This window comes from Armatimonas sp., from assembly GCF_043760365.1.
In the GTDB taxonomy this organism is placed as follows: Bacteria; Armatimonadota; Armatimonadia; order Armatimonadales; family Armatimonadaceae; genus Armatimonas.
In genome coordinates, this window is record NZ_JAYUPA010000294.1 from 1 (window position 1) to 16,501 (window position 16,501).

At 57.7% G+C, this 16,501-nt stretch carries 18 protein-coding genes and 2 pseudogenes; 7 read left to right on the forward strand and 13 right to left on the reverse strand.

The window, feature by feature from the left end; translation table 11 throughout:
* The 4 genes and pseudogenes from ACH2EH_RS07005 to ACH2EH_RS07020 form a co-directional block, all read right to left on the reverse strand.
* Positions 1-345 (reverse strand): annotated as a pseudogene (locus ACH2EH_RS07005) (hypothetical protein); the annotation flags it as partial.
* A gap of 72 nt (positions 346-417) precedes the next feature.
* The gene (locus ACH2EH_RS07010; RefSeq protein WP_395140269.1) at positions 418-789 is read right to left on the reverse strand and encodes an FKBP-type peptidyl-prolyl cis-trans isomerase; all 372 of its coding nucleotides are present in this window, start codon (positions 787-789) and stop codon (positions 418-420) included.
* A 198-nt stretch (positions 790-987) separates the two neighbouring features.
* Positions 988-1,464: an FKBP-type peptidyl-prolyl cis-trans isomerase gene (locus ACH2EH_RS07015; RefSeq protein WP_395140270.1), complete on the reverse strand. Its 477-nt coding sequence runs from the start codon at positions 1,462-1,464 to the stop codon at positions 988-990.
* A gap of 1,067 nt (positions 1,465-2,531) precedes the next feature.
* A complete protein-coding gene (locus tag ACH2EH_RS07020) occupies positions 2,532-2,948 on the reverse strand; it encodes an FKBP-type peptidyl-prolyl cis-trans isomerase (protein ID WP_395140240.1) in 417 nt (138 codons plus the stop codon).
* A gap of 69 nt (positions 2,949-3,017) precedes the next feature.
* Here ACH2EH_RS07020 and ACH2EH_RS07025 point away from each other — a divergent pair, with 69 nt between their 5' ends.
* Both ACH2EH_RS07025 and ACH2EH_RS07030 read left to right on the forward strand, forming a co-directional pair.
* A complete protein-coding gene (locus ACH2EH_RS07025) occupies positions 3,018-4,151 on the forward strand; it encodes an RNA-guided endonuclease InsQ/TnpB family protein (RefSeq protein ID WP_395140242.1) in 1,134 nt (377 codons plus the stop codon).
* A gap of 76 nt (positions 4,152-4,227) precedes the next feature.
* Positions 4,228-4,512 (forward strand): hypothetical protein, encoded by a 285-nt coding sequence (locus ACH2EH_RS07030; protein ID WP_395140244.1) that lies wholly within the window; start codon positions 4,228-4,230, stop codon positions 4,510-4,512.
* Here the strand turns inward: ACH2EH_RS07030 and ACH2EH_RS07035 are convergent.
* From ACH2EH_RS07035 to ACH2EH_RS07050, 4 genes are all read right to left on the reverse strand, one after another.
* Positions 4,495-5,517 (reverse strand): sensor histidine kinase, encoded by a 1,023-nt coding sequence (locus ACH2EH_RS07035; RefSeq protein WP_395140246.1) that lies wholly within the window; start codon positions 5,515-5,517, stop codon positions 4,495-4,497. The genes ACH2EH_RS07030 and ACH2EH_RS07035 overlap by 18 nt on opposite strands.
* Positions 5,518-5,849: 332 nt before the next feature.
* The gene (locus tag ACH2EH_RS07040; RefSeq protein ID WP_395140248.1) at positions 5,850-6,545 is read right to left on the reverse strand and encodes a response regulator transcription factor; all 696 of its coding nucleotides are present in this window, start codon (positions 6,543-6,545) and stop codon (positions 5,850-5,852) included.
* Positions 6,546-6,655: 110 nt separating this feature from the next.
* Positions 6,656-6,979: a thioredoxin gene (trxA, locus tag ACH2EH_RS07045; protein ID WP_309689657.1), complete on the reverse strand. Its 324-nt coding sequence runs from the start codon at positions 6,977-6,979 to the stop codon at positions 6,656-6,658.
* A gap of 61 nt (positions 6,980-7,040) precedes the next feature.
* Complete coding sequence (locus ACH2EH_RS07050) at positions 7,041-8,192, reverse strand: M24 family metallopeptidase (protein ID WP_395140250.1); 1,152 nt, start codon at positions 8,190-8,192, stop codon at positions 7,041-7,043.
* On the opposite strand from ACH2EH_RS07050, the gene ACH2EH_RS07055 reads away from it, so the two are divergent.
* The 3 genes from ACH2EH_RS07055 (at position 8,191) to lysS (ending at position 12,093) form a co-directional block, all read left to right on the forward strand.
* The gene (locus ACH2EH_RS07055; RefSeq protein ID WP_395140252.1) at positions 8,191-9,105 is read left to right on the forward strand and encodes a HEAT repeat domain-containing protein; all 915 of its coding nucleotides are present in this window, start codon (positions 8,191-8,193) and stop codon (positions 9,103-9,105) included. The genes ACH2EH_RS07050 and ACH2EH_RS07055 overlap by 2 nt on opposite strands.
* Before the next feature lie 139 nt (positions 9,106-9,244).
* Positions 9,245-10,474, forward strand: a complete 1,230-nt coding sequence (locus ACH2EH_RS07060; protein ID WP_395140254.1) for a Gfo/Idh/MocA family protein — start codon at positions 9,245-9,247, stop codon at positions 10,472-10,474.
* A 26-nt stretch (positions 10,475-10,500) separates the two neighbouring features.
* Positions 10,501-12,093 (forward strand): lysine--tRNA ligase, encoded by a 1,593-nt coding sequence (lysS, locus tag ACH2EH_RS07065; protein ID WP_395140255.1) that lies wholly within the window; start codon positions 10,501-10,503, stop codon positions 12,091-12,093.
* A 41-nt stretch (positions 12,094-12,134) separates the two neighbouring features.
* On the opposite strand, the gene ACH2EH_RS07070 is transcribed toward lysS, so the two are convergent.
* From ACH2EH_RS07070 to ACH2EH_RS07080, 3 genes are all read right to left on the reverse strand, one after another.
* Positions 12,135-12,548, reverse strand: a complete 414-nt coding sequence (locus tag ACH2EH_RS07070) for a hypothetical protein (RefSeq protein ID WP_395140257.1) — start codon at positions 12,546-12,548, stop codon at positions 12,135-12,137.
* A 184-nt stretch (positions 12,549-12,732) separates the two neighbouring features.
* Positions 12,733-13,059 carry a hypothetical protein gene (locus ACH2EH_RS07075; protein ID WP_395140259.1) on the reverse strand — a complete coding sequence of 109 codons (327 nt, stop codon included), beginning with the start codon at positions 13,057-13,059 and terminating at the stop codon, positions 12,733-12,735.
* A gap of 8 nt (positions 13,060-13,067) precedes the next feature.
* Complete coding sequence (locus ACH2EH_RS07080) at positions 13,068-14,366, reverse strand: PQQ-dependent sugar dehydrogenase (protein WP_395140261.1); 1,299 nt, start codon at positions 14,364-14,366, stop codon at positions 13,068-13,070.
* 64 nt (positions 14,367-14,430) lie between these two features.
* Between ACH2EH_RS07080 and ACH2EH_RS07085 the strand changes: the two genes are divergently transcribed.
* Positions 14,431-15,045 carry an RBBP9/YdeN family alpha/beta hydrolase gene (locus ACH2EH_RS07085; protein ID WP_395140263.1) on the forward strand — a complete coding sequence of 205 codons (615 nt, stop codon included), beginning with the start codon at positions 14,431-14,433 and terminating at the stop codon, positions 15,043-15,045.
* On the opposite strand, the gene ACH2EH_RS07090 is transcribed toward ACH2EH_RS07085, so the two are convergent.
* Complete coding sequence (locus ACH2EH_RS07090; protein ID WP_395140265.1) at positions 14,951-15,460, reverse strand: helix-turn-helix transcriptional regulator; 510 nt, start codon at positions 15,458-15,460, stop codon at positions 14,951-14,953. The two genes, ACH2EH_RS07085 and ACH2EH_RS07090, sit on opposite strands and share 95 nt — an antisense overlap.
* Positions 15,384-15,887 (reverse strand): DUF6932 family protein, encoded by a 504-nt coding sequence (locus ACH2EH_RS07095; RefSeq protein ID WP_395140267.1) that lies wholly within the window; start codon positions 15,885-15,887, stop codon positions 15,384-15,386. The genes ACH2EH_RS07090 and ACH2EH_RS07095 overlap by 77 nt, the downstream gene beginning before the upstream one ends.
* A gap of 298 nt (positions 15,888-16,185) precedes the next feature.
* Here ACH2EH_RS07095 and ACH2EH_RS07100 point away from each other — a divergent pair.
* Positions 16,186-16,501, forward strand: a pseudogene (locus tag ACH2EH_RS07100) (Xaa-Pro dipeptidyl-peptidase); the annotation flags it as partial.

Genomic DNA, 16,501 nt, shown 5'->3' on the forward strand with positions numbered 1-16,501 from the left:
ACTGTAGCGAACCACGACGGTCTGCCCAAGCTTTGCCTCTTGACCGGTACCAACCACCACATCCACGGGCGAACTTGCGTCTAATGCAGCGGCCACGGGCTGCGGTATGGGCGACGGGCTCGTCAGTGGCTGCGGGGACGGACTGGACGCTGTCGGTTGCGGAGGCGCAGTAGTGGGCTCAAAAACCGACGGAGGGGTGGCTCCCGGTGCCTTGGGGAGCCAACGATCCAGCGCTGGGTACTTTGCCACAACCTGGCTACGGCTCCAAGCAAGCCCACGGTTCAGGTGATTGGGTGCCCACTTTCGTGCGAGCCAGAGGCTCCCCCCTAGAAGCAGAAGGAGCACAACTAGGCAACCGCAACAGCCGCCTTTACCGCGCTTCTTATGTCTGACCGTTCCCGTGGATGTAGACAAGCGCTACTTCACTTTCAGGAGCTCGATTTCAAAAACGAGTGTCGCTCCCGGAGGGATTGTCCCCTGACCCGCCTCTCCGTAGCCCAGGGCTGCCGGAATAACAAGCTTGCGCTTGCCGCCCTCTTTCATCCCAGGAATCCCTTCGTTCCAGCCTTCGACGACTTGACCTGGTAGGGACAAGGAATACGGCTCATTATTATGATCCGCCGAGGAATCGAACTTGGTACCATCGGTGAGCCAGCCCGTGTAGAGGACATCCACGGTAGTGCCGTTTTTGGCCTCTTTCCCCGTTCCAACCACTAAGTCTTCGTACTTGAGACCCGACTTTGTCGTCACTGCCTTGGGCCCGAGCTTGGCCTTTTCCCCATTGGCCATTGCCTCTGCTGCTGTCTTCTTATCAAACTCTGTTTTACGGTTGGTCGCCTCCGCGGTGGTGGATGCTGGATTCGGGGTTGCCTCAACAGGAGGAGGAGGATCTTTGGGAGCGAAGAACTTCCCAACGACAAACAGAGCAACAAAAATGCCTAAGACAATCACCACGGGCTTGATAAAAGGATTACGATTCATAGCGGTTTACGAGTTAACCTCCAAAAGCTCAAGATCAAAAATCAACGTGCTGTTGGGCGGGATACTTGCGCCCGAGCCCGTTGCACCATAACCAAGTTCTGAGGGAATGATCAACAAGCGTTTCCCTCCCACTTTCATTGTGGAGATGCCCTCCTCGAAGCCCTTGATCACCTGGCTTGCCCCCAGCTTAACACTAAAGGGAGTACGCCCTGGATTCAGCGACGAGTCGAAGATCGTGCCGTTGAGCAAGGCTCCCGTGTAGTTCACCACCGCCGTCTGGCCGTTCGAGGGCACCACGCCCGTTCCCACTGTTTTCTCAATGTATTTCAAACCACTAGGATTTGTCACGACATCCCCGACAAAGACCGCCTGCGACTCGCTGGTGCTGCCTGCGACACTCACACGGACGACGGCATAACCTGCCGCAACTCCTGTTGCCGCTCCTGCACTGGTGAGAGTTAGCGACTCGCCTCCTCGTGTGATGCTGAAGCTGGCGCCCCCCGTGCCTAAGGGAATCACATTGCCTCCACTGTCCTTTACGGTGACGGTGAGGTTTTTAGTCTCCGTAACCTTAACCACTTGCTCAGCGGGTAGTGAGAGAGTAAAGCTTCCGCTAGGCAGGATACTGACCGTGGTTTCCGCGCTCTCCAAGCCCGGAATTTTCGCCTTGAGCTTCAGGACTCCTACTTTTGACGCCGTCACGTTCCCCGCGCTATCAACGCTGGCCGTATCCCCCCCGCTGGTTATCTCGAAGGTGCGCTGGGCGGGATCGTAGCTGATTGGGTTACCATCGGCATCGGTGAAGCTGAAGTCGAGCTGCTTGCTCTCGCCGAGCTTGACGCTCTGGCCAGCCGCAATGACTGCCGTCGCGGTGCCCGGTGCCCTAACTTCGATCTCAAACGACGCGCTAGTCTTTGCGTCAAGAACCGCCTGCACACGCGCCACCCCCACTGCCTTAGCGGTGAGCTTACCATCAGGTGTCAGGCTGACCACCTCGCTCCCACTGAGCACGGTATAGGTTGCCGAGCCTGTGGAGATCGCGACGCTCGCTCCGTTACCATCCGTCGCCGAGAGGCCCAGGTCGGTGCTCTGCCCCACAGTAATCCGTGCGGGGCTGGTAATTGCAACCGTCTGCACCTTGCCTACTAGCAGAACATCTCCCGCCCCGGTACCATCGCTCGCAAGATTAACGGTCTTGCTCGCCGTTCCCACCACCGCGCCACTGCCATTCTTTCCCGCATAGAAAGTGACATTCAGCACGTTTGGCCCCGGTGGCACATTAGTGGGCGAGACGTAGCTCTGGGTATAGCCTGCGGAATCATCGTTTCGGTTGATCGCGGGAAAGGCTCCCTGTTTCAGCGAGACAACGGCGGAGAGCGCGGACGACGGCGCACTAAGGCTTCGGCTCCGTGCCGCCCACACGATATCTAGCTTGACAGGAGTTGTGGCCGCTGACACACTGGTACTATCACCACCGCCGCAGCCACTGAACACCGAGAAAGGGAGCGCGGCTAGAAGAGCCGCCAGGAAGAGAGGTTGTCGCATCAGCCTTATTTTACCGCGAGTAATTCGACATCGAAAATAAGAGTCGCATTTGGTGGAATCACGCCGCCCGCACCCCGCGCACCGTACGCAAGATCGCTCGGGATCGTCAGAGTACGTCGCCCTCCAACTTTCATGCCCGCGACACCTTCGTCCCAACCCTTGATCACCATCCCGACTCCCAGCGTAAAGACAAACGGCTGGTTCCGATCACGTGAGGAATCAAACTTGCTGCCATCGAGCAGAGTGCCGGTGTAGTGGACAGAAACCCCACGCCCCACGACAGGAGCGTCACCCTCACCAACGACGATATCTTCATATTGAAGGCCAGAGGCCGTAGTCACAGTTGCCATGCCTTCCAGTTTACCAGAAAGTACCGTAAGGCCCCCGGCTTCAGCCGTGGGGATTAAGGTGCGTCCTCTCATAAAGGCAATAATCGGACAACAAACAAAGCGTTTGCTTTTTGTTTTTAGTTATGATAGAATGTAGGAATCGTGCGTAAGGCTTTTAAATACAGGTTGTATCCAACAAAAGCACAGCAGACAATACTCACAACTATTCTCCAGGAGTGCCGTTGGCTCTATAATCACTTGTTAGAGAAAAGAAAAGAAGCCTATGAGGCAAACACCACAACCCTAACTCTCTATCAACAGCAGGAAACCTATCCACAGCTTAAACAAGAAAGACCTTCCCTTAAAAAAACGCACTCACAAGTCCTCCAAAATGTTGCCCTTCGCCTTGACCTCGCAATGAAGGCTTTCTTCAGAAGAGTTAAAGCCAGAGACAGCAGAGTGCAAACCGATGAAAAGGCACCGGGCTATCCCAGATTCAGGGGCACAGAGAGATACGATTCATTCACCTATCCTCAAGTCCCCAGTGGTTGCAAGCTCGAAGGTGAGACTTTGTCTCTTTCTAAAGTGGGGCAAGTCAAGGTTAAGCTCCATCGGCCTCTTGAGGGAATTCCTAAAACTTGCACAATCAAATGTGATTCAACCGGGAAGTGGTGGGCGACGTTTAGCTGTGAAGTTGAAGATACCTCAGGGCTGCCCGATTCCTCTGAAATTGTTGGCATTGATGTCGGTCTCAAAAAATTTGCGTTTCTCTCCACAAATGAAGCTATAGCAAACCCTAAGTTCTTTAGACAAGACGAAAAGGATCTAGGTAAAGTCCAAAGACAGTTAAGTAAAGAAGAGAAAGACACTGTTCAGCGGCGTAAACGCAAGAAAATGGTTGCCAGAGTTCACGCTCGTATTAGAAATAGAAGGCATAACTTCACGCACCAGGTATCGCGTCGAATCATCAATCGTTTTGGCTACATAGCGGTTGAAGATATTCATTCGAGCCGAATGGTGCATAACCATTGTTTAGCAAAAAGTATTTTAGATGCGTCGTGGTCTAAGTTCTTTGACTGTTTGTCGTACAAGGCAGAATGTGCCGGTCGTCATTTAGTTAAAGTCAACCCTGCGTATACCTCCCAAGACTGCCACCAGTGTGGACACCGGCAAAAGATGGCTCTTTCGGAGCGAATCTACAATTGTCCGTGTTGTAGGCAGTCTTGGGATCGTGATTTAAATGCCTCGCTTAACATTCTTAAGATCGCACTGGGGCAACAGTGCGTCGAGGCTTGACCTCCAAGAAGCCCCGCATTTATGCGTGGGGAGTTGTCACCAGAGCAACCCGCAGAACGTGGTATACCTTGGTGTAATGCCTCCGGAAAAGCTACTTTCTTACCTACTGGAAACCGCCCAAGACCTGCTGGACACGGCAACCTACGAGAGCCAGACACAGAAAGCCGCCGTGATTGTGCACTGGATCGCCGGTTTGCTGGAGTCCATTGCGCCAGAGACCACTCCTCTGCTGCTTGCAATCTCCGATCCCGTGACGCGTGAGGCACTAGAAGAGATCACAAGCGAGGCGCTCCTAGAGATCCGCTTGCTCCTCCCCGACGGCTCGGAGCGGGTTGGAAGTAGGCTACTTGTGCGCCGCTAGGGTCACGCGAGCGGTGGTTCCCTTACCGAGTTCGCTCTGAATCTCCAGAGTGCCACCGTGCGCTTCGGCAATCGCGCGGCTGATCGCCAGTCCCAGACCTGTGCCGCCCCCGGTGCGGGCACGGGCGCTGTCTACTCGGTAGAAGCGCTCGCCCAGGTGTGCGAGATGCTCAGGTGAGATCCCTTCGCCGGAATCCGATACCGAAAAACCATCGGCTAAAGCCGTCACCTGAATCGTGCCGTCTTTGGGGGTATGCCGCAGGGCATTGTCTAGCAAGTTGAGCAGCAGTCGGTGGAGAAGATGCACATCCCCCCAGACCGCCTCTTTGCTGACCTGAACAGCGATCTGCGCCCCATCCGTGTAAAGTTTTCGTGCTTCCGAGACTGTTCCCGTAAAAAGGGTCTCTAGTCGCACTTCGGACTCTTTGAGCGGAAGCTGCCCGTGATCCGTACGCGCCAGCAAAAGCAAGTCCTGAACGATGCGCGCCGTCCGATCCGCAGCGCGGTCAATCTCCACCAGAGTCTCTCGGTAGTCCGGGGTTAGGTCGGGGTCCGAGAGAGCGAGGCTGGAGTTGGCCTTGATCACCGTGACAGGCGTCTTCAGCTCGTGGGAGGCATCGGCAACAAAGCGTTTTTGCCGCTCAAACGAGGCCTCAAGCCGAGCCAACATTCCATTAAAAGTCTGCCCCAGCCGTGCGAACTCATCTTTGCCGTGCACGGGCAGTCGCTCGGAGAGATCCTCGACACCGATTCGTCCCGCCGCCTGAGTGACCGCACGAATAGGAGCCAGCGCCCGGCCCGTCAAAAACATCCCGGCAGCCCCTGCAATCAAAAGAGCAATCGGAACCATCGTAAACAAAGTACGTGTCAGCCGATTTAATTCCGCATGAACCTGTGCCAATGACTCAGAACGCTGGAAATAGAGCTCCGGGCCGCTGTCAACCTTGATCTTAGTAGTGCAGGAGCGGAATCCCTTAAACGTCGTCCAAACAGGAGTACCTAGCACAATACATTTCTTTATTCCGTCGAAATCATGAGCTGAGGAAACCCCATCAAGTGCGTTGATGCCGGACATTAGATATATAGGCCACACTGGTAAATCCGAATCATTGTATCTAATCTTCGATTTTGCAAAATTCGCGCGGATCTCGGTTAGAGAAAATGGTTTATTAGGTTCGCTCCGTGGTCGTTCGCGACGACTCGGGCGCTCGCTGTGCAAGTTACGATCCACACCGCTGATTAGATTATTCTCTACCTGGACGCGCACCATGCTCCCGAAAACTCCGAGTGCCAGTGCAAAAACGAGCATATTTAACAACGTCAGACGAACACGGACACTCATGATGCTTCGATTTCCTCTTCGGGGGGACGGCGTAGGACGTAGCCTATCCCGTGAACGGTATGGATTAGCTTTACGTCAGCGTCTATGTCTATTTTGCGACGGAGCATGGTGATATAGACATCCACGGTGTTGGAACCCGTGCGCCCTTCGTCGCCCCAGATGCGCTCCAAAATCGTCTCGCGGGTGAGGGCGCGGCCTTCGTTTTTGGCGAGTGCCTCCAGCAGGCTATACTCCCTAGGCGTCAGCGCCAGCTCCTCGCCGCCACGTAGTACATGCCGCAGGGTGGTGTCTATCTGCAGATCCCGAATCACGATGATGCTACTCTTATTCACACCCTCGCGACGGAGCAGTGCGCGCACCCGTGCCAGTAGCTCCTCAAAAGCAAAGGGCTTAGGAAGGTAGTCATCGGCCCCCGCTTCCAGCCCTTTCACGCGCTCGGGAACGGCATCACGTGCAGTCAGCATGAGAATGGGCGTGCGCTCTCGTCGGGCACGCAGGCGGCGGCATATCTCCAGGCCATCCAGACCCGGCAGCATCAAGTCCAGCAGGATGAGGGAGTAGCCCCCCTCGATCGCCCGCTCCCAGCCGCTCAAGCCATCCTCCGCAACGTCTACCTGATAGCCTGCGCGCTCCAGCCCCCGTTTCACCACAGCGGCGATCGGGGCTTCATCTTCGACTAAAAGAATTCGCACTCTCTTGTTATACCGCCGCAAAACGCCCGGCGCATTCATGGATTTTTAACCGCCACCAATAGAATTAGGCGTCTGCAATGGCACGCAGACGCCTAATTCTATTGAACGCTTTAGATGTGGGCGGTAAGTTTCTCGGCGATTACCTGACGTGGCGCAAGCCCGACCATGCCGTCCACTTGCTTGCCCCCCTTGAAGATCAAGAGTGCGGGAATGCTCTGAATCCCGTACTGGCCCGCCAGATCCGGCTCCTCGTCCACGTTCAGCTTCACAATCTTGACTTTATCGCCAAGCTGCTCCGCCACGGCATCGAGCTCCGGCGCGATCCGGCGGCACGGGCCACACCAGGGCGCCCAGAAATCAACCAGAACCGGAACCTCGGACTTCAAAACCGTCGTCTCAAAATCGGCGGCTGTCACCGCTACTGCTGCACTCATCTTTATTTCCTCCAAACGTTCTTAGAAAATCTTCCACACACGTTACAACTAGGCCAGGGTATTAGTTCCCAAGAACAATAAGCTCCTTGGTCGCCAGCGTCAGCCGCTCGCAGCCAGATTCCGTAACAAGCACGTCGTCCTCGATCCGCACGCCACCAAGCCCCTCAATATAGATACCTGGCTCCACGGTCGCGACCATACCCGCCGCCAAGACCACTGTTGCCTTGGGCGAGAATGTCGGTAGCGGCAGATCATGAACCACGCGCCCCAACCCATGCCCCAGCCCGTGCGGCATCTCGCCATAGCCCGCGTCTTTGAGCATTTCGCGTGCCAGAGCATCCACGCTTTTCCCTTCGACACCGGGTTTGATCGCCGCAAGTGCTGCGAGCTGGGCACCTAAAACCGAGTCGTAGAGATGCCGCATTTTTGCCGTCGGTTCCCCGCCAATCACCACGGTGCGCGTGATATCCGAGCAGTAGCCATCCAGGACGCAGCCAAAGTCCATCAAAACAAACTCCGGCCCGCCCGACGACCCGATCACGCGATCCGAAGCCCGTCCGTGGATCAACGCGGAGTTTGCGCCGCTGCCCACAATCGGATCGAAGCTTAATTTTTGCGCCCCGTGCGTCCGAAAATACGACTCCATCTCCCACGCCACCCGCGCCTCGGTCATGCCCGGCTGAATAAACTCGCAAAGATGTGCAAAACACGCATCGGCGAGCTGACAGGCCGCGCGGATCTTCGCCACCTCGCTGGCGTCTTTAATCGCCCGAAGTGCCTCGACATCGCCCGAGCGAGCGAAAACGGCCTGCTGCGCCCGATCATCTGGATCGAGTGTCTGCTCCAGCGTGCGGTAGGCACTGTAGGGAATATGGTCGGCCTCAAACCCAATACAAGAGACGTTTTCTGTCTCGCCCTGCTCCCGGAGCCAATCTCCCGCCGCGACCAATAAAATGCTCCCCGCAGGCAGCACAACCCGCTCGAAACCTGGAACCTCACGCTCGGCTTGGACGGCATAGCGACCATCGGTGAAGAACAAAGCATCGGTCTTGGTCAGCACGACAAGCCCGCTGGAGCCCGAGAAGCCCGTCAAATAACGCACGTTCTCCGGATGGGAGACGATGAGCGCGTCAATCCCCTGAAACTTCGCGGCCTCTAGGTCGAACCGCGCCCGCAGCCCCGCGATCCGTCCGGGAAACGAAAAATCTTTCATGGGCGAAATTGTACCTAATTCGAGGCAACAAGTTGCTCTCGCTGAGGGCTTCGCCAGTCGTCCTCACGGACGGGATCAGCTTCGATATAATCTCCCTAAGATGCTGAGAGTATTATTGTTCATTTTTCTGGGGCTGTTGCTGGCAATACTCACAGCGGCGATCTACTGGCTACGTAGTTTCCAACACAACGCGTCATGGCCGGGAGGGACACCGGCAGAGACAGCAAGCATTCTTCTCCATGACCTTAAGTTTGGAATGCGAGCAAAAGAGAAAGCCATTGCGTATGGAGACCAGATTCTACCTTTTCTCCAAAAAGAATCTCAGGACTTCGTCCACCTCAACCCAAGAAGCGCGTTTTGGATTGCCGATGTGCTTGGCGGCATTCAAACCGAAGCCGCGAGAGAGATTTTACGGGAGCTTTACGCACGAACGGAGCCTCTCGCGCGGCTTGCGGGCGCAATCGGCCTGGCGCAACAAGAAGTGCTCCCCAATGAGATTACCGACGATCATTTTCTGGTTCAGACAGTTCAGACAGATCCAAGCCAAGCGGAGATGAGGCTCGCGATTATTGCGCTTGGCTGGATACGTAGCCCTGCTGCGCTTCCTTGCCTCATCGCGGTTCTCCAGCAGCCTCCGAAGAATTACTGGTACGATGCCGAAGCTGCTAGAGCTGTCGAGCGCATCGGAGATCCCGCTGCCATTCCTGTTTTAAAGGCGTGTCTTCAGCGGGCGGACTTCCACGCACTCCCCGAAACCTTTCGGGCGCTGATCGCACTAGGCGACCCAGAAGCCGTTCCTCTCGCTATCGCGCGAGTTTCCCCAGACTTGAAGCGATTCAACAGTGGATTTATTGTCCAAGAGCTAGAGACGGTAACGGGCAGACGCTTCGGCTTCAACTCTGCCGCCTGGTAGCGTTCGTGGGACTCCGTCGAGTCCACCTGGCAAATCCCCTCGGAATTCTTCCCGCACCCGGGGGGTGCCCGGCGCTAGCCCTCAGCGAGAGCAACTTGTTGCCTCGTCCTCATCATCCCATTTCAGGTAAAATCCCCCCATGTCTTCAATACAAACCATGCGCGGTGTGGCGTTTGCCCCGCGCGAGACGGTGCGCTTGGCGTTGATTGGCTGTGGCGGACGAGGGCGCGGGATGCTGCGCGAGCTGCTCGCCTGCCCCGAAGTTCAGGTTGTTGCTGTCTACGATGTGAGTGACGAAGCCGCGCAGAAAGCGGCGACGGTGGTTAGGGAGAAGGGCAAGACGGAGCCGAAGATTATTGTCGGTGGCGACGTGCGCCAAGTGCTGAACCCCGACACAACGGATCTCGCCTACATCGCGACGCCTTGGCCACAGCATGTTCCCTACGCGGTCGCGGCCATGGAGGCCGGACTGCATGCCGCCGTGGAAGTGCCCGCCGCCGTCACCATTGACGAGTGCTGGGCGATGGTGGAGACCAGCGAGCGCACGCGGCGGCACTGCATTCAGCTCGAAAACTGCTGCTACGGCGACAATGAGCTGATGATGGTGCACCTGGCGCACACCGGCAAGCTGGGCACCCTCACCCACGGCGAGGCGGCCTACATCCACGATCTGCGGCACTTGCTCCTCTCCGACCAGAGTGAGGGGCTGTGGCGACGTGAGCCGCATAAAAACAGCGATGGGAATTTTTATCCCACCCACGGCCTCGGCCCCGTGGCGCAGGCGATGGGGATTCACCGGGGTGACCGATTCACGCGCCTGATCTCCATGAGTAGCCGCGAGGCCAGCCTGACCGAGACCCGCGATGTGATTATCGAGGACGGCAACGCGAAAAGAGGCGAGTTCTACAAAGCGGGCGACATGAACACCAGCCTGATCCAGACCGCCAGAGGCCGCACCATTATGCTCCAGCACGATGTGGTGACGCCGCGCCCCTACAGCCGAGGGACGCTGCTCCAGGGCTCCAAAGGCGCGTTTCGCGACTGGCCCGCCGGTGTCTTTTTAGAGGCCGATCCCAAAACGCCGCACCATGGTGAGTGGGCCGATATCGCGACCATCAAGGAGGAGTTCGAGCACCCGCTCTGGAAGGAGCTGCGCGAGAAGGTCACAGAACTCGGCAGTGGCCACGGCGGGATGGACTTCGTCATGAACTGGCGGCTGGTGCAGTGCTTGCTCGTAGGGCTCGTCCCCGATATGGATGTCTACGATGCCGCCGCCTGGAGCGCCCCCGGACCACTCTCCGAGGACTCCGTGCGCCTTGGCAATATGCCGGTTGAGTTCCCCGACTTCACGCGCGGGCACTGGGAGTAGGAACCCACGATACAATAACCGCTACCATGCCTGAAGAGATTGAGTTAACCGAAGAAGAGAGCGCCATGAGCGCCATTCACCCGGATCGCCTGCGTAAGCTGGAGGCGCTGCGCGCCAACGGGCGCGATCCGTTTGCCCACGAGCGCTGGGATCGCACCTGTCAGCTCGGCGAGATTCGTGAGAAACACGAAGTGCTCGTGGGAACCGTCGTGACAGTGGCGGGGCGCGTGAGCAGCCTGCGCCTGCCGTTTCTGGGCCTGCAAGACGCATCAGGCGACGGCCAGGTATTTGTCTCCAAGGACGATGCCACCGCGATTCAGGACTACGTGAAAGAGTTCGTGGATCTAGGCGACTTTGTGGGCGTCGAGGGCGAGGTTTTTCAGACCCAAAAGGGCGACTGGGCCGTGCGCGTCACGAGCCTGGAGCTGATCGCAAAAGCCCTGCGCCAGCCGCCGTTCCCCAAAGTGTACTACAAGAATGGCGAGAAGCAGGTCAAGGGCGGGCTGAAAGACGTCGAGATTCGCTACCGTCAGCGCTACGTGGATCTCTTCGTCAACCGCGATGCCCGCGAGGTACTGCGCAAGCGTATGCAGGTCACCCGCGCCGTTCGGGAGTATCTGGACAGCGTTGACTACTTAGAAGTCGAGACGCCCGTGCTCGTGATGGATGCAACGGGTGCGGCAGCGCGGCCATTTAATACCCTCCACAATGCTGAGAAGCTGGAAATGCACCTGCGTATCTCGCTGGAGCTACCGCTCAAGCGCCTGATTGTTGGGGGGATCGAGAAAGTCTATGAGATCGGACGCGTGTTTCGCAACGAGGGCGTGGACAGCGACCACAACCCGGAGTTCACCCTGCTAGAGCTCTACGAAGCCTACACCAACCTAGAGGGAATGATGGATATTGTCGAGAAGCTGTTCCGGCATATCTGCAACACCGTGATCGGCGGCGATATTCTCACGCTCCCCGATGGCACGGAGCTGGATTTTTCCAAGCCCTGGCGTCGGCTGCCCATGCTCCAGGGAATTGAGGAGAACTCGGGGGGCCGCATCGTGCGCAGTGAGCTTCTGGACCTAGAGAGCGCAAAAGCAGCGCTTGCCCGTGTCGGCGGCGACCCTGAGAAAGAGACGACAGTCGGCGGGATAATTGAGAAGCTCAACGAGATTCTGACCGAACCCACCCTGATACAGCCGACGTTCATCACGGACTTCCCCTACGAGACCAGCCCGCTGGCCCGTAAGAAGCCCGGCGAGCCGCATCTCACGCGCCGCTTCGAGTGCTACATCGCGGGCCGCGAGACGGGCAACGCCTTCTCAGAGATCAACGATCCGCTGGATCAAAAAGAGCGCTTTGAGAACCAGGCGGGGCAAGCAGCAGCCGGTGATGAAGAGGCGCATCCCTACGACGCCGACTATATCCGTGCCTTAGAGTACGGAATGCCCCCGACGGGCGGCTTCGGGATGGGCCTCGACCGCGTGGCGATGCTCTTCACGGGTGCACAAAGCATACGGGATATTATCTACTTCCCACTGATGCGGCCTGAGAACCCACCCGGCTCGAACCCACCCGGCTCCGCTCGTTCCTCGCTATGCCACCCTCCCTCAGGGCAGGGAGGGTAGGGAGGGTTCAGGAGGGTGGGTCAAAGCGCAGGGAGCTGGCCTTACGTCGGAATTTTGGCGCGAATCAGTGCACCGGTCTCGGTGTTGGTATCAAAAACCCGTGTGGCGGTGCCGTACCAGGCCACCAGATCATCGTGGATGTCTTTGAGCACGCTCTGCTGGCTCCTCTTGGCCTGCTTGACACCCGTTCGTGCGCTCTCCCGGCTCGCTTGCGCCGTGTCGAGAGCTGTGCGCAGGGCATTGTAGTCCGCCAGGCTTGTCCCCTCGTAGCTCCCACTGGGATCGGCCTTTGCCCAGGCTGCCGCGAGGTCATCGGCACTGCGCCGCGTCAGAGTCACGGTGGTACCAACGGCGCGTAGCCCGGCAAACGCCTGGCTCTTGATGGCATCTTTCCGAAAGCGCAGCTTCGCCAGCCCCACAATCTGTTTCGTCTTGGCATGAAGTGTCTTCTGCATCTTATTTACGGAGAACAGGAACGGGCACCACTGTGTATCCTGTTGCATCTCGGCCCATAAAATTGGCCTGGGGCCAGTTTTGCCTATCGCAAACTGCTCCGCAACCCTCCCTGCCCTGAGGGAGGGTCGGCGAAGTGAGGAACGAACGTAGCCGGGGTGGGTTCGTAGCCGGGGTGGGTTCTGACTAGCGCACCAGCTCGCCGCAGTCCGGGCAGCGGGCGAAGTCGTCGGGGACGATGTGGCCGCAGCGGTGGCAGTAGGCTTGATCCGGCTCGTAGAGTGCCTCTTCGGGCTGGATGTCTTCCGGCAAGGGCGAGTCCCAGAGCTTGTTGAGATCATACGGGTCGCCCCTTTCTTTCTTGACTTGCCACGCCTGCCAGGCAGCGGCAAACAGCCCGACCGCCATCAGGAGCAGTCCGAATAGATGACCTTCGCCCAGGCTGACCAGCCAGCCAGATCCCGCCAGAACCAGCGACGCGATCACACCTGCCCATTGCCGGAAAAACTTCACTTAGTCCCTTACTTTCCCCATGCCACTCTCCAGACCGAGCCCGAGAAGTCATCGGTGATGTAGAGCGCTTCGTCTAAACCAACGGTCACCCCGACAGGGCGGCCCCAGACCCGGTTTTCGTCCACGACAAAGCCCGTCAGAAAGTCCTCGTACTCGCCCGTGGCCTGCTTGCCGTCTTTGAGTGGTACACGAATGACTTTATAGCCTGTGCGCCGTGCTCGGTTCCAGGAGCCGTGCTCACAGGCGAAGATATCACCCTGATAGGTTTTTGGGAAGCGCCTGCCGGTGTAGAACGCCAGGTCCAGCGACGCGGAGTGGGACTGGAGCAGGACATCGGGAACAGTCACTTTACCCTTTAAATCGGGGCGCTTTCCGGCATGGCGCGGGTCCTCGTTGCTGCCGATGTAGTACCAGGGCCAGCCGTAGAACGCATTCTCCTTGACGCTTGAAACATAGTCTGAGGGTAGCATGTCCCCCAGGCCGTCGCGCTCATTCACGCTCATCCAGAGCTTGCCGTCCTTGGGGTTGGTCGCGAGGCCTACCGCGTTGCGAATCCCCGATGCGTAGACTTTACGATCTTTGCCCTCGGGTGTGTACGAGAAAATTCGGGCGCGGCGCTCCTCTTCGTCTAAGTTCTCCGTGTTCACGTTGGTGAGCGAGCCAATGGAGACAAACATGCGCTTTTCGTCTTTAGAGAAGGCGATATCGCGTGTCCAGTGCCCGCCGCCGCGCAGTCGCCCGCCGCCAGAGAGATCACCGACCACCACTTCCGCCTCGCCACGGGGGGCAAGATCCCCCACCCGGTAGGCAAAACGCACCACCGAGTCCGTGTTAGCAACATAGACCCAGCGGGGATTGTTCTTAGGGTAGAACGCCAGTCCAAACGGCTGCTTGAGGCGCGTTGCAAACGCAAGAGTCAGCTCGGGCTTACCGTCGCCGTTGGCATCGCGGATGAGTTTCACGCGGCCACGATCTGACTCCACCACGAATAAGTCCCCGTTGGGCGCGGTCTGGACCACGCGGGGACCTTCCAGTCCCTCGGCATAGCGCGTCACTTTGAATCCGCTGGGTGCTTTGGGCAGCGCCCCTTCCGGACGCGGTGCCCACTGCGGGCCACGATCCACCGACGGCGTATCAAACGGCTTGGGCAGATCCGCCGTCGTGAGCTTGCGGCGCACCCCAGGCGCGTCGGTGCTCCAGTCGCCTAGCGCCGCTTTCCCGGTCAAAACCCCGGACTGCTGGGCCAGCGCACACACGCCTCCCGATAGAACTACCCCAACAAGAACCATCACTCTCCGATTCGTCATGCCAAGATTGTACCTCTGTGCCTCCGCGTTTTCTTCGCTGGAATTTTGTGGTCTAATACAACCCATGAATAACAAGAACAAATCCACTCTGATACTGCACGGCTGGGGCGGCAACAAGCCTGAGCACTGGCAGGAGCACCTCGCTGTCGCGCTCACCCAGGCGGGCCAGACCGTCCACTACCCCAAGCTCCCCGAGCCAACAGCGCCGAATCTCGACCTCTGGATTGCAGGCCACGAAGCCGCGTTTGCCACTGCGGGTGATCCCGATAATCTCACCGTTGTCTGTCACAGCCTCGGAGCCATCACCTATCTTCACGTCGCTGCCCGCGCAGGCAAGAAACTCGCCGAGCGCGTGCTGCTGGTCGCCCCGCCGTACGTCGTCCCCGGCATCCCCCCGTGGAGCGCTCCCGCCACAGTGGACACGTTCTTCCCACCTCCGCTCAATGATACCGCTATCGCCCAAGCCGCAGCCGTCACGCACCTGGTCGGCGGCAACGACGACGACTACGCTACGTGGGAGCAGATGGAAACCTACGCCAAGCGCCTCGGAATCGCGTGTACGATGCTCACGGGCGCGGGTCATATCAGCCCGTACTGGGGCTACGGCAAGTGGGACTGGGTTGAGAAATGGTGCCTCGGAACCGCCGATCTCCCGCCCCGAAGTCGCTCCGCGACATGATCCCTTCGAGTTCCAGATTCAGCGCCGCCATAATCGCGGTGATTCGTGCCAGACTTGCCCCCTGGTACTCGCTGGACTCGTAGCGCTGAATCTGTTGCTCTTTGAGTCCAAGCCGTTCCGCGAGTTCTTTTTGCGTCATGTCCGCTGAGATACGGGCACGGATCAGCGCACGCGGCAAGTCCCCCATCGAGTTCACGACGAGCGGCTGGGCATTGGCAAGAAGTCCTTCGTACTCCGCCACTTCGGACTGAAGCGTTTCAAGCTGCCCTCGAATCGCCATTTCCTCTAGTTCACGCTGTTTCGGGTGAAGCGCCTTCGTCGCCTCCGCACCTAGAAAGTCAGCTAGTGTTTTCTCGAAGCGCCGCACCCAAGATTTTGTGATCCGGTACTGGCGCTGGTTCAAGATCGCTGCCATTTAGTCTCCTCAAATCCAATCTCACGATCCCCTTCGGTATCCCGTTGCGGTCGTGCTGGAAAAACTCCAGAAAATCCTCACCATTGCCTGCCCCGGCGTTCGCAGGAAACAGCTCTCCCCCAAACCGCGCTTTCATCTTCGTTCGAGGAGAGCGCAGCTTAAAGAAAATATCATCGAGTCGGTCAAAGTCAACGCCTGCTGTGTCCCAGCAAGCATCAAAATCTCCTGGCAATTCTTTCGCCGTCGTGAAACTTCCGTTCACATAAACAACTTGACAGCCTGCCGCTTTGAGCAATCGCAGAGCATCTTTCAGCCCTTCGATTTGACGACGACGCGTCGGATTTGTCCCAAAGCACAATACAAACTCAGCCCAGCTCTCCGGCTCGTGAATACCACCAGGAAGGTTGCCTGAGGGTGAAAATTCCATAATCATGAACAATGAAAACCTTTCTACCGATTTTTAGAAATTTGTTTTTCTTATGCATTTTGCTTTCCTTCTGTAATTCTTTCGTTCTGTAGTTTATTAGAGGCGTAACAGCCAACACAACAATATCATTGTCTCAAATCAATGTCAAGCAAATAACCCAACTATTTTGCTTTGTTTCTAAATCTCATGTCGCGGAGCGACTTCGGGGCGCTTGCGCCAGGAGCGAAGCGGTGCCCGGGGTGTTCATACCCCGGCGCTGGTGTTCGTCGCAGTACTGTATAATCGGAGCATCATGTCAATGCCCCCCTCCTCTTTTTGCCGCTCTGGCTCCCTGCTTGCCTGGGTTGTCAGTGTCACACTGTTATCTGTTCCGGCCTCAGCACAGGTTGCGTCCGCCAAGCCCGTCTTTGTGGACGGCCAGGCGCAGGTTGTCCCCGCATTCGCAAACGCCAGCGAGTGGATTCGTGAAAACCTCTGGGTCGAGACGGAGTTCGATTCCGACAGAAACGGGAAGCGAGACCGCGTGCATGTGGATGTCACCCGCCAAAAGCAAACGGAAGTAGAGCGCCTTCGCGTGCCCGTGATCTATGAATCATCGCCCTATTTTGCGGGCA

Excerpts from the sequence above, each read along its gene's own strand:
- ACH2EH_RS07010 (WP_395140269.1), bottom strand. The coding sequence starts at position 789 with ATGGCCAATGGGGAAAAGGCCAAGCTCGGGCCCAAGGCAGTGACGACA.
- ACH2EH_RS07020 (WP_395140240.1), bottom strand. The coding sequence starts at position 2,948 with ATGAGAGGACGCACCTTAATCCCCACGGCTGAAGCCGGGGGCCTTACG.
- ACH2EH_RS07030 (WP_395140244.1), top strand. The coding sequence starts at position 4,228 with ATGCCTCCGGAAAAGCTACTTTCTTACCTACTGGAAACCGCCCAAGAC.
- trxA (WP_309689657.1), bottom strand. The coding sequence starts at position 6,979 with ATGAGTGCAGCAGTAGCGGTGACAGCCGCCGATTTTGAGACGACGGTT.
- ACH2EH_RS07055 (WP_395140252.1), top strand. The coding sequence starts at position 8,191 with ATGGGCGAAATTGTACCTAATTCGAGGCAACAAGTTGCTCTCGCTGAG.
- ACH2EH_RS07050 (WP_395140250.1), bottom strand. The coding sequence starts at position 8,192 with ATGAAAGATTTTTCGTTTCCCGGACGGATCGCGGGGCTGCGGGCGCGG.
- ACH2EH_RS07060 (WP_395140254.1), top strand. The coding sequence starts at position 9,245 with ATGTCTTCAATACAAACCATGCGCGGTGTGGCGTTTGCCCCGCGCGAG.
- lysS (WP_395140255.1), top strand. The coding sequence starts at position 10,501 with ATGCCTGAAGAGATTGAGTTAACCGAAGAAGAGAGCGCCATGAGCGCC.
- ACH2EH_RS07070 (WP_395140257.1), bottom strand. The coding sequence starts at position 12,548 with ATGCAGAAGACACTTCATGCCAAGACGAAACAGATTGTGGGGCTGGCG.
- ACH2EH_RS07080 (WP_395140261.1), bottom strand. The coding sequence starts at position 14,366 with ATGACGAATCGGAGAGTGATGGTTCTTGTTGGGGTAGTTCTATCGGGA.
- ACH2EH_RS07085 (WP_395140263.1), top strand. The coding sequence starts at position 14,431 with ATGAATAACAAGAACAAATCCACTCTGATACTGCACGGCTGGGGCGGC.
- ACH2EH_RS07090 (WP_395140265.1), bottom strand. The coding sequence starts at position 15,460 with ATGGCAGCGATCTTGAACCAGCGCCAGTACCGGATCACAAAATCTTGG.
- ACH2EH_RS07095 (WP_395140267.1), bottom strand. The coding sequence starts at position 15,887 with ATGGAATTTTCACCCTCAGGCAACCTTCCTGGTGGTATTCACGAGCCG.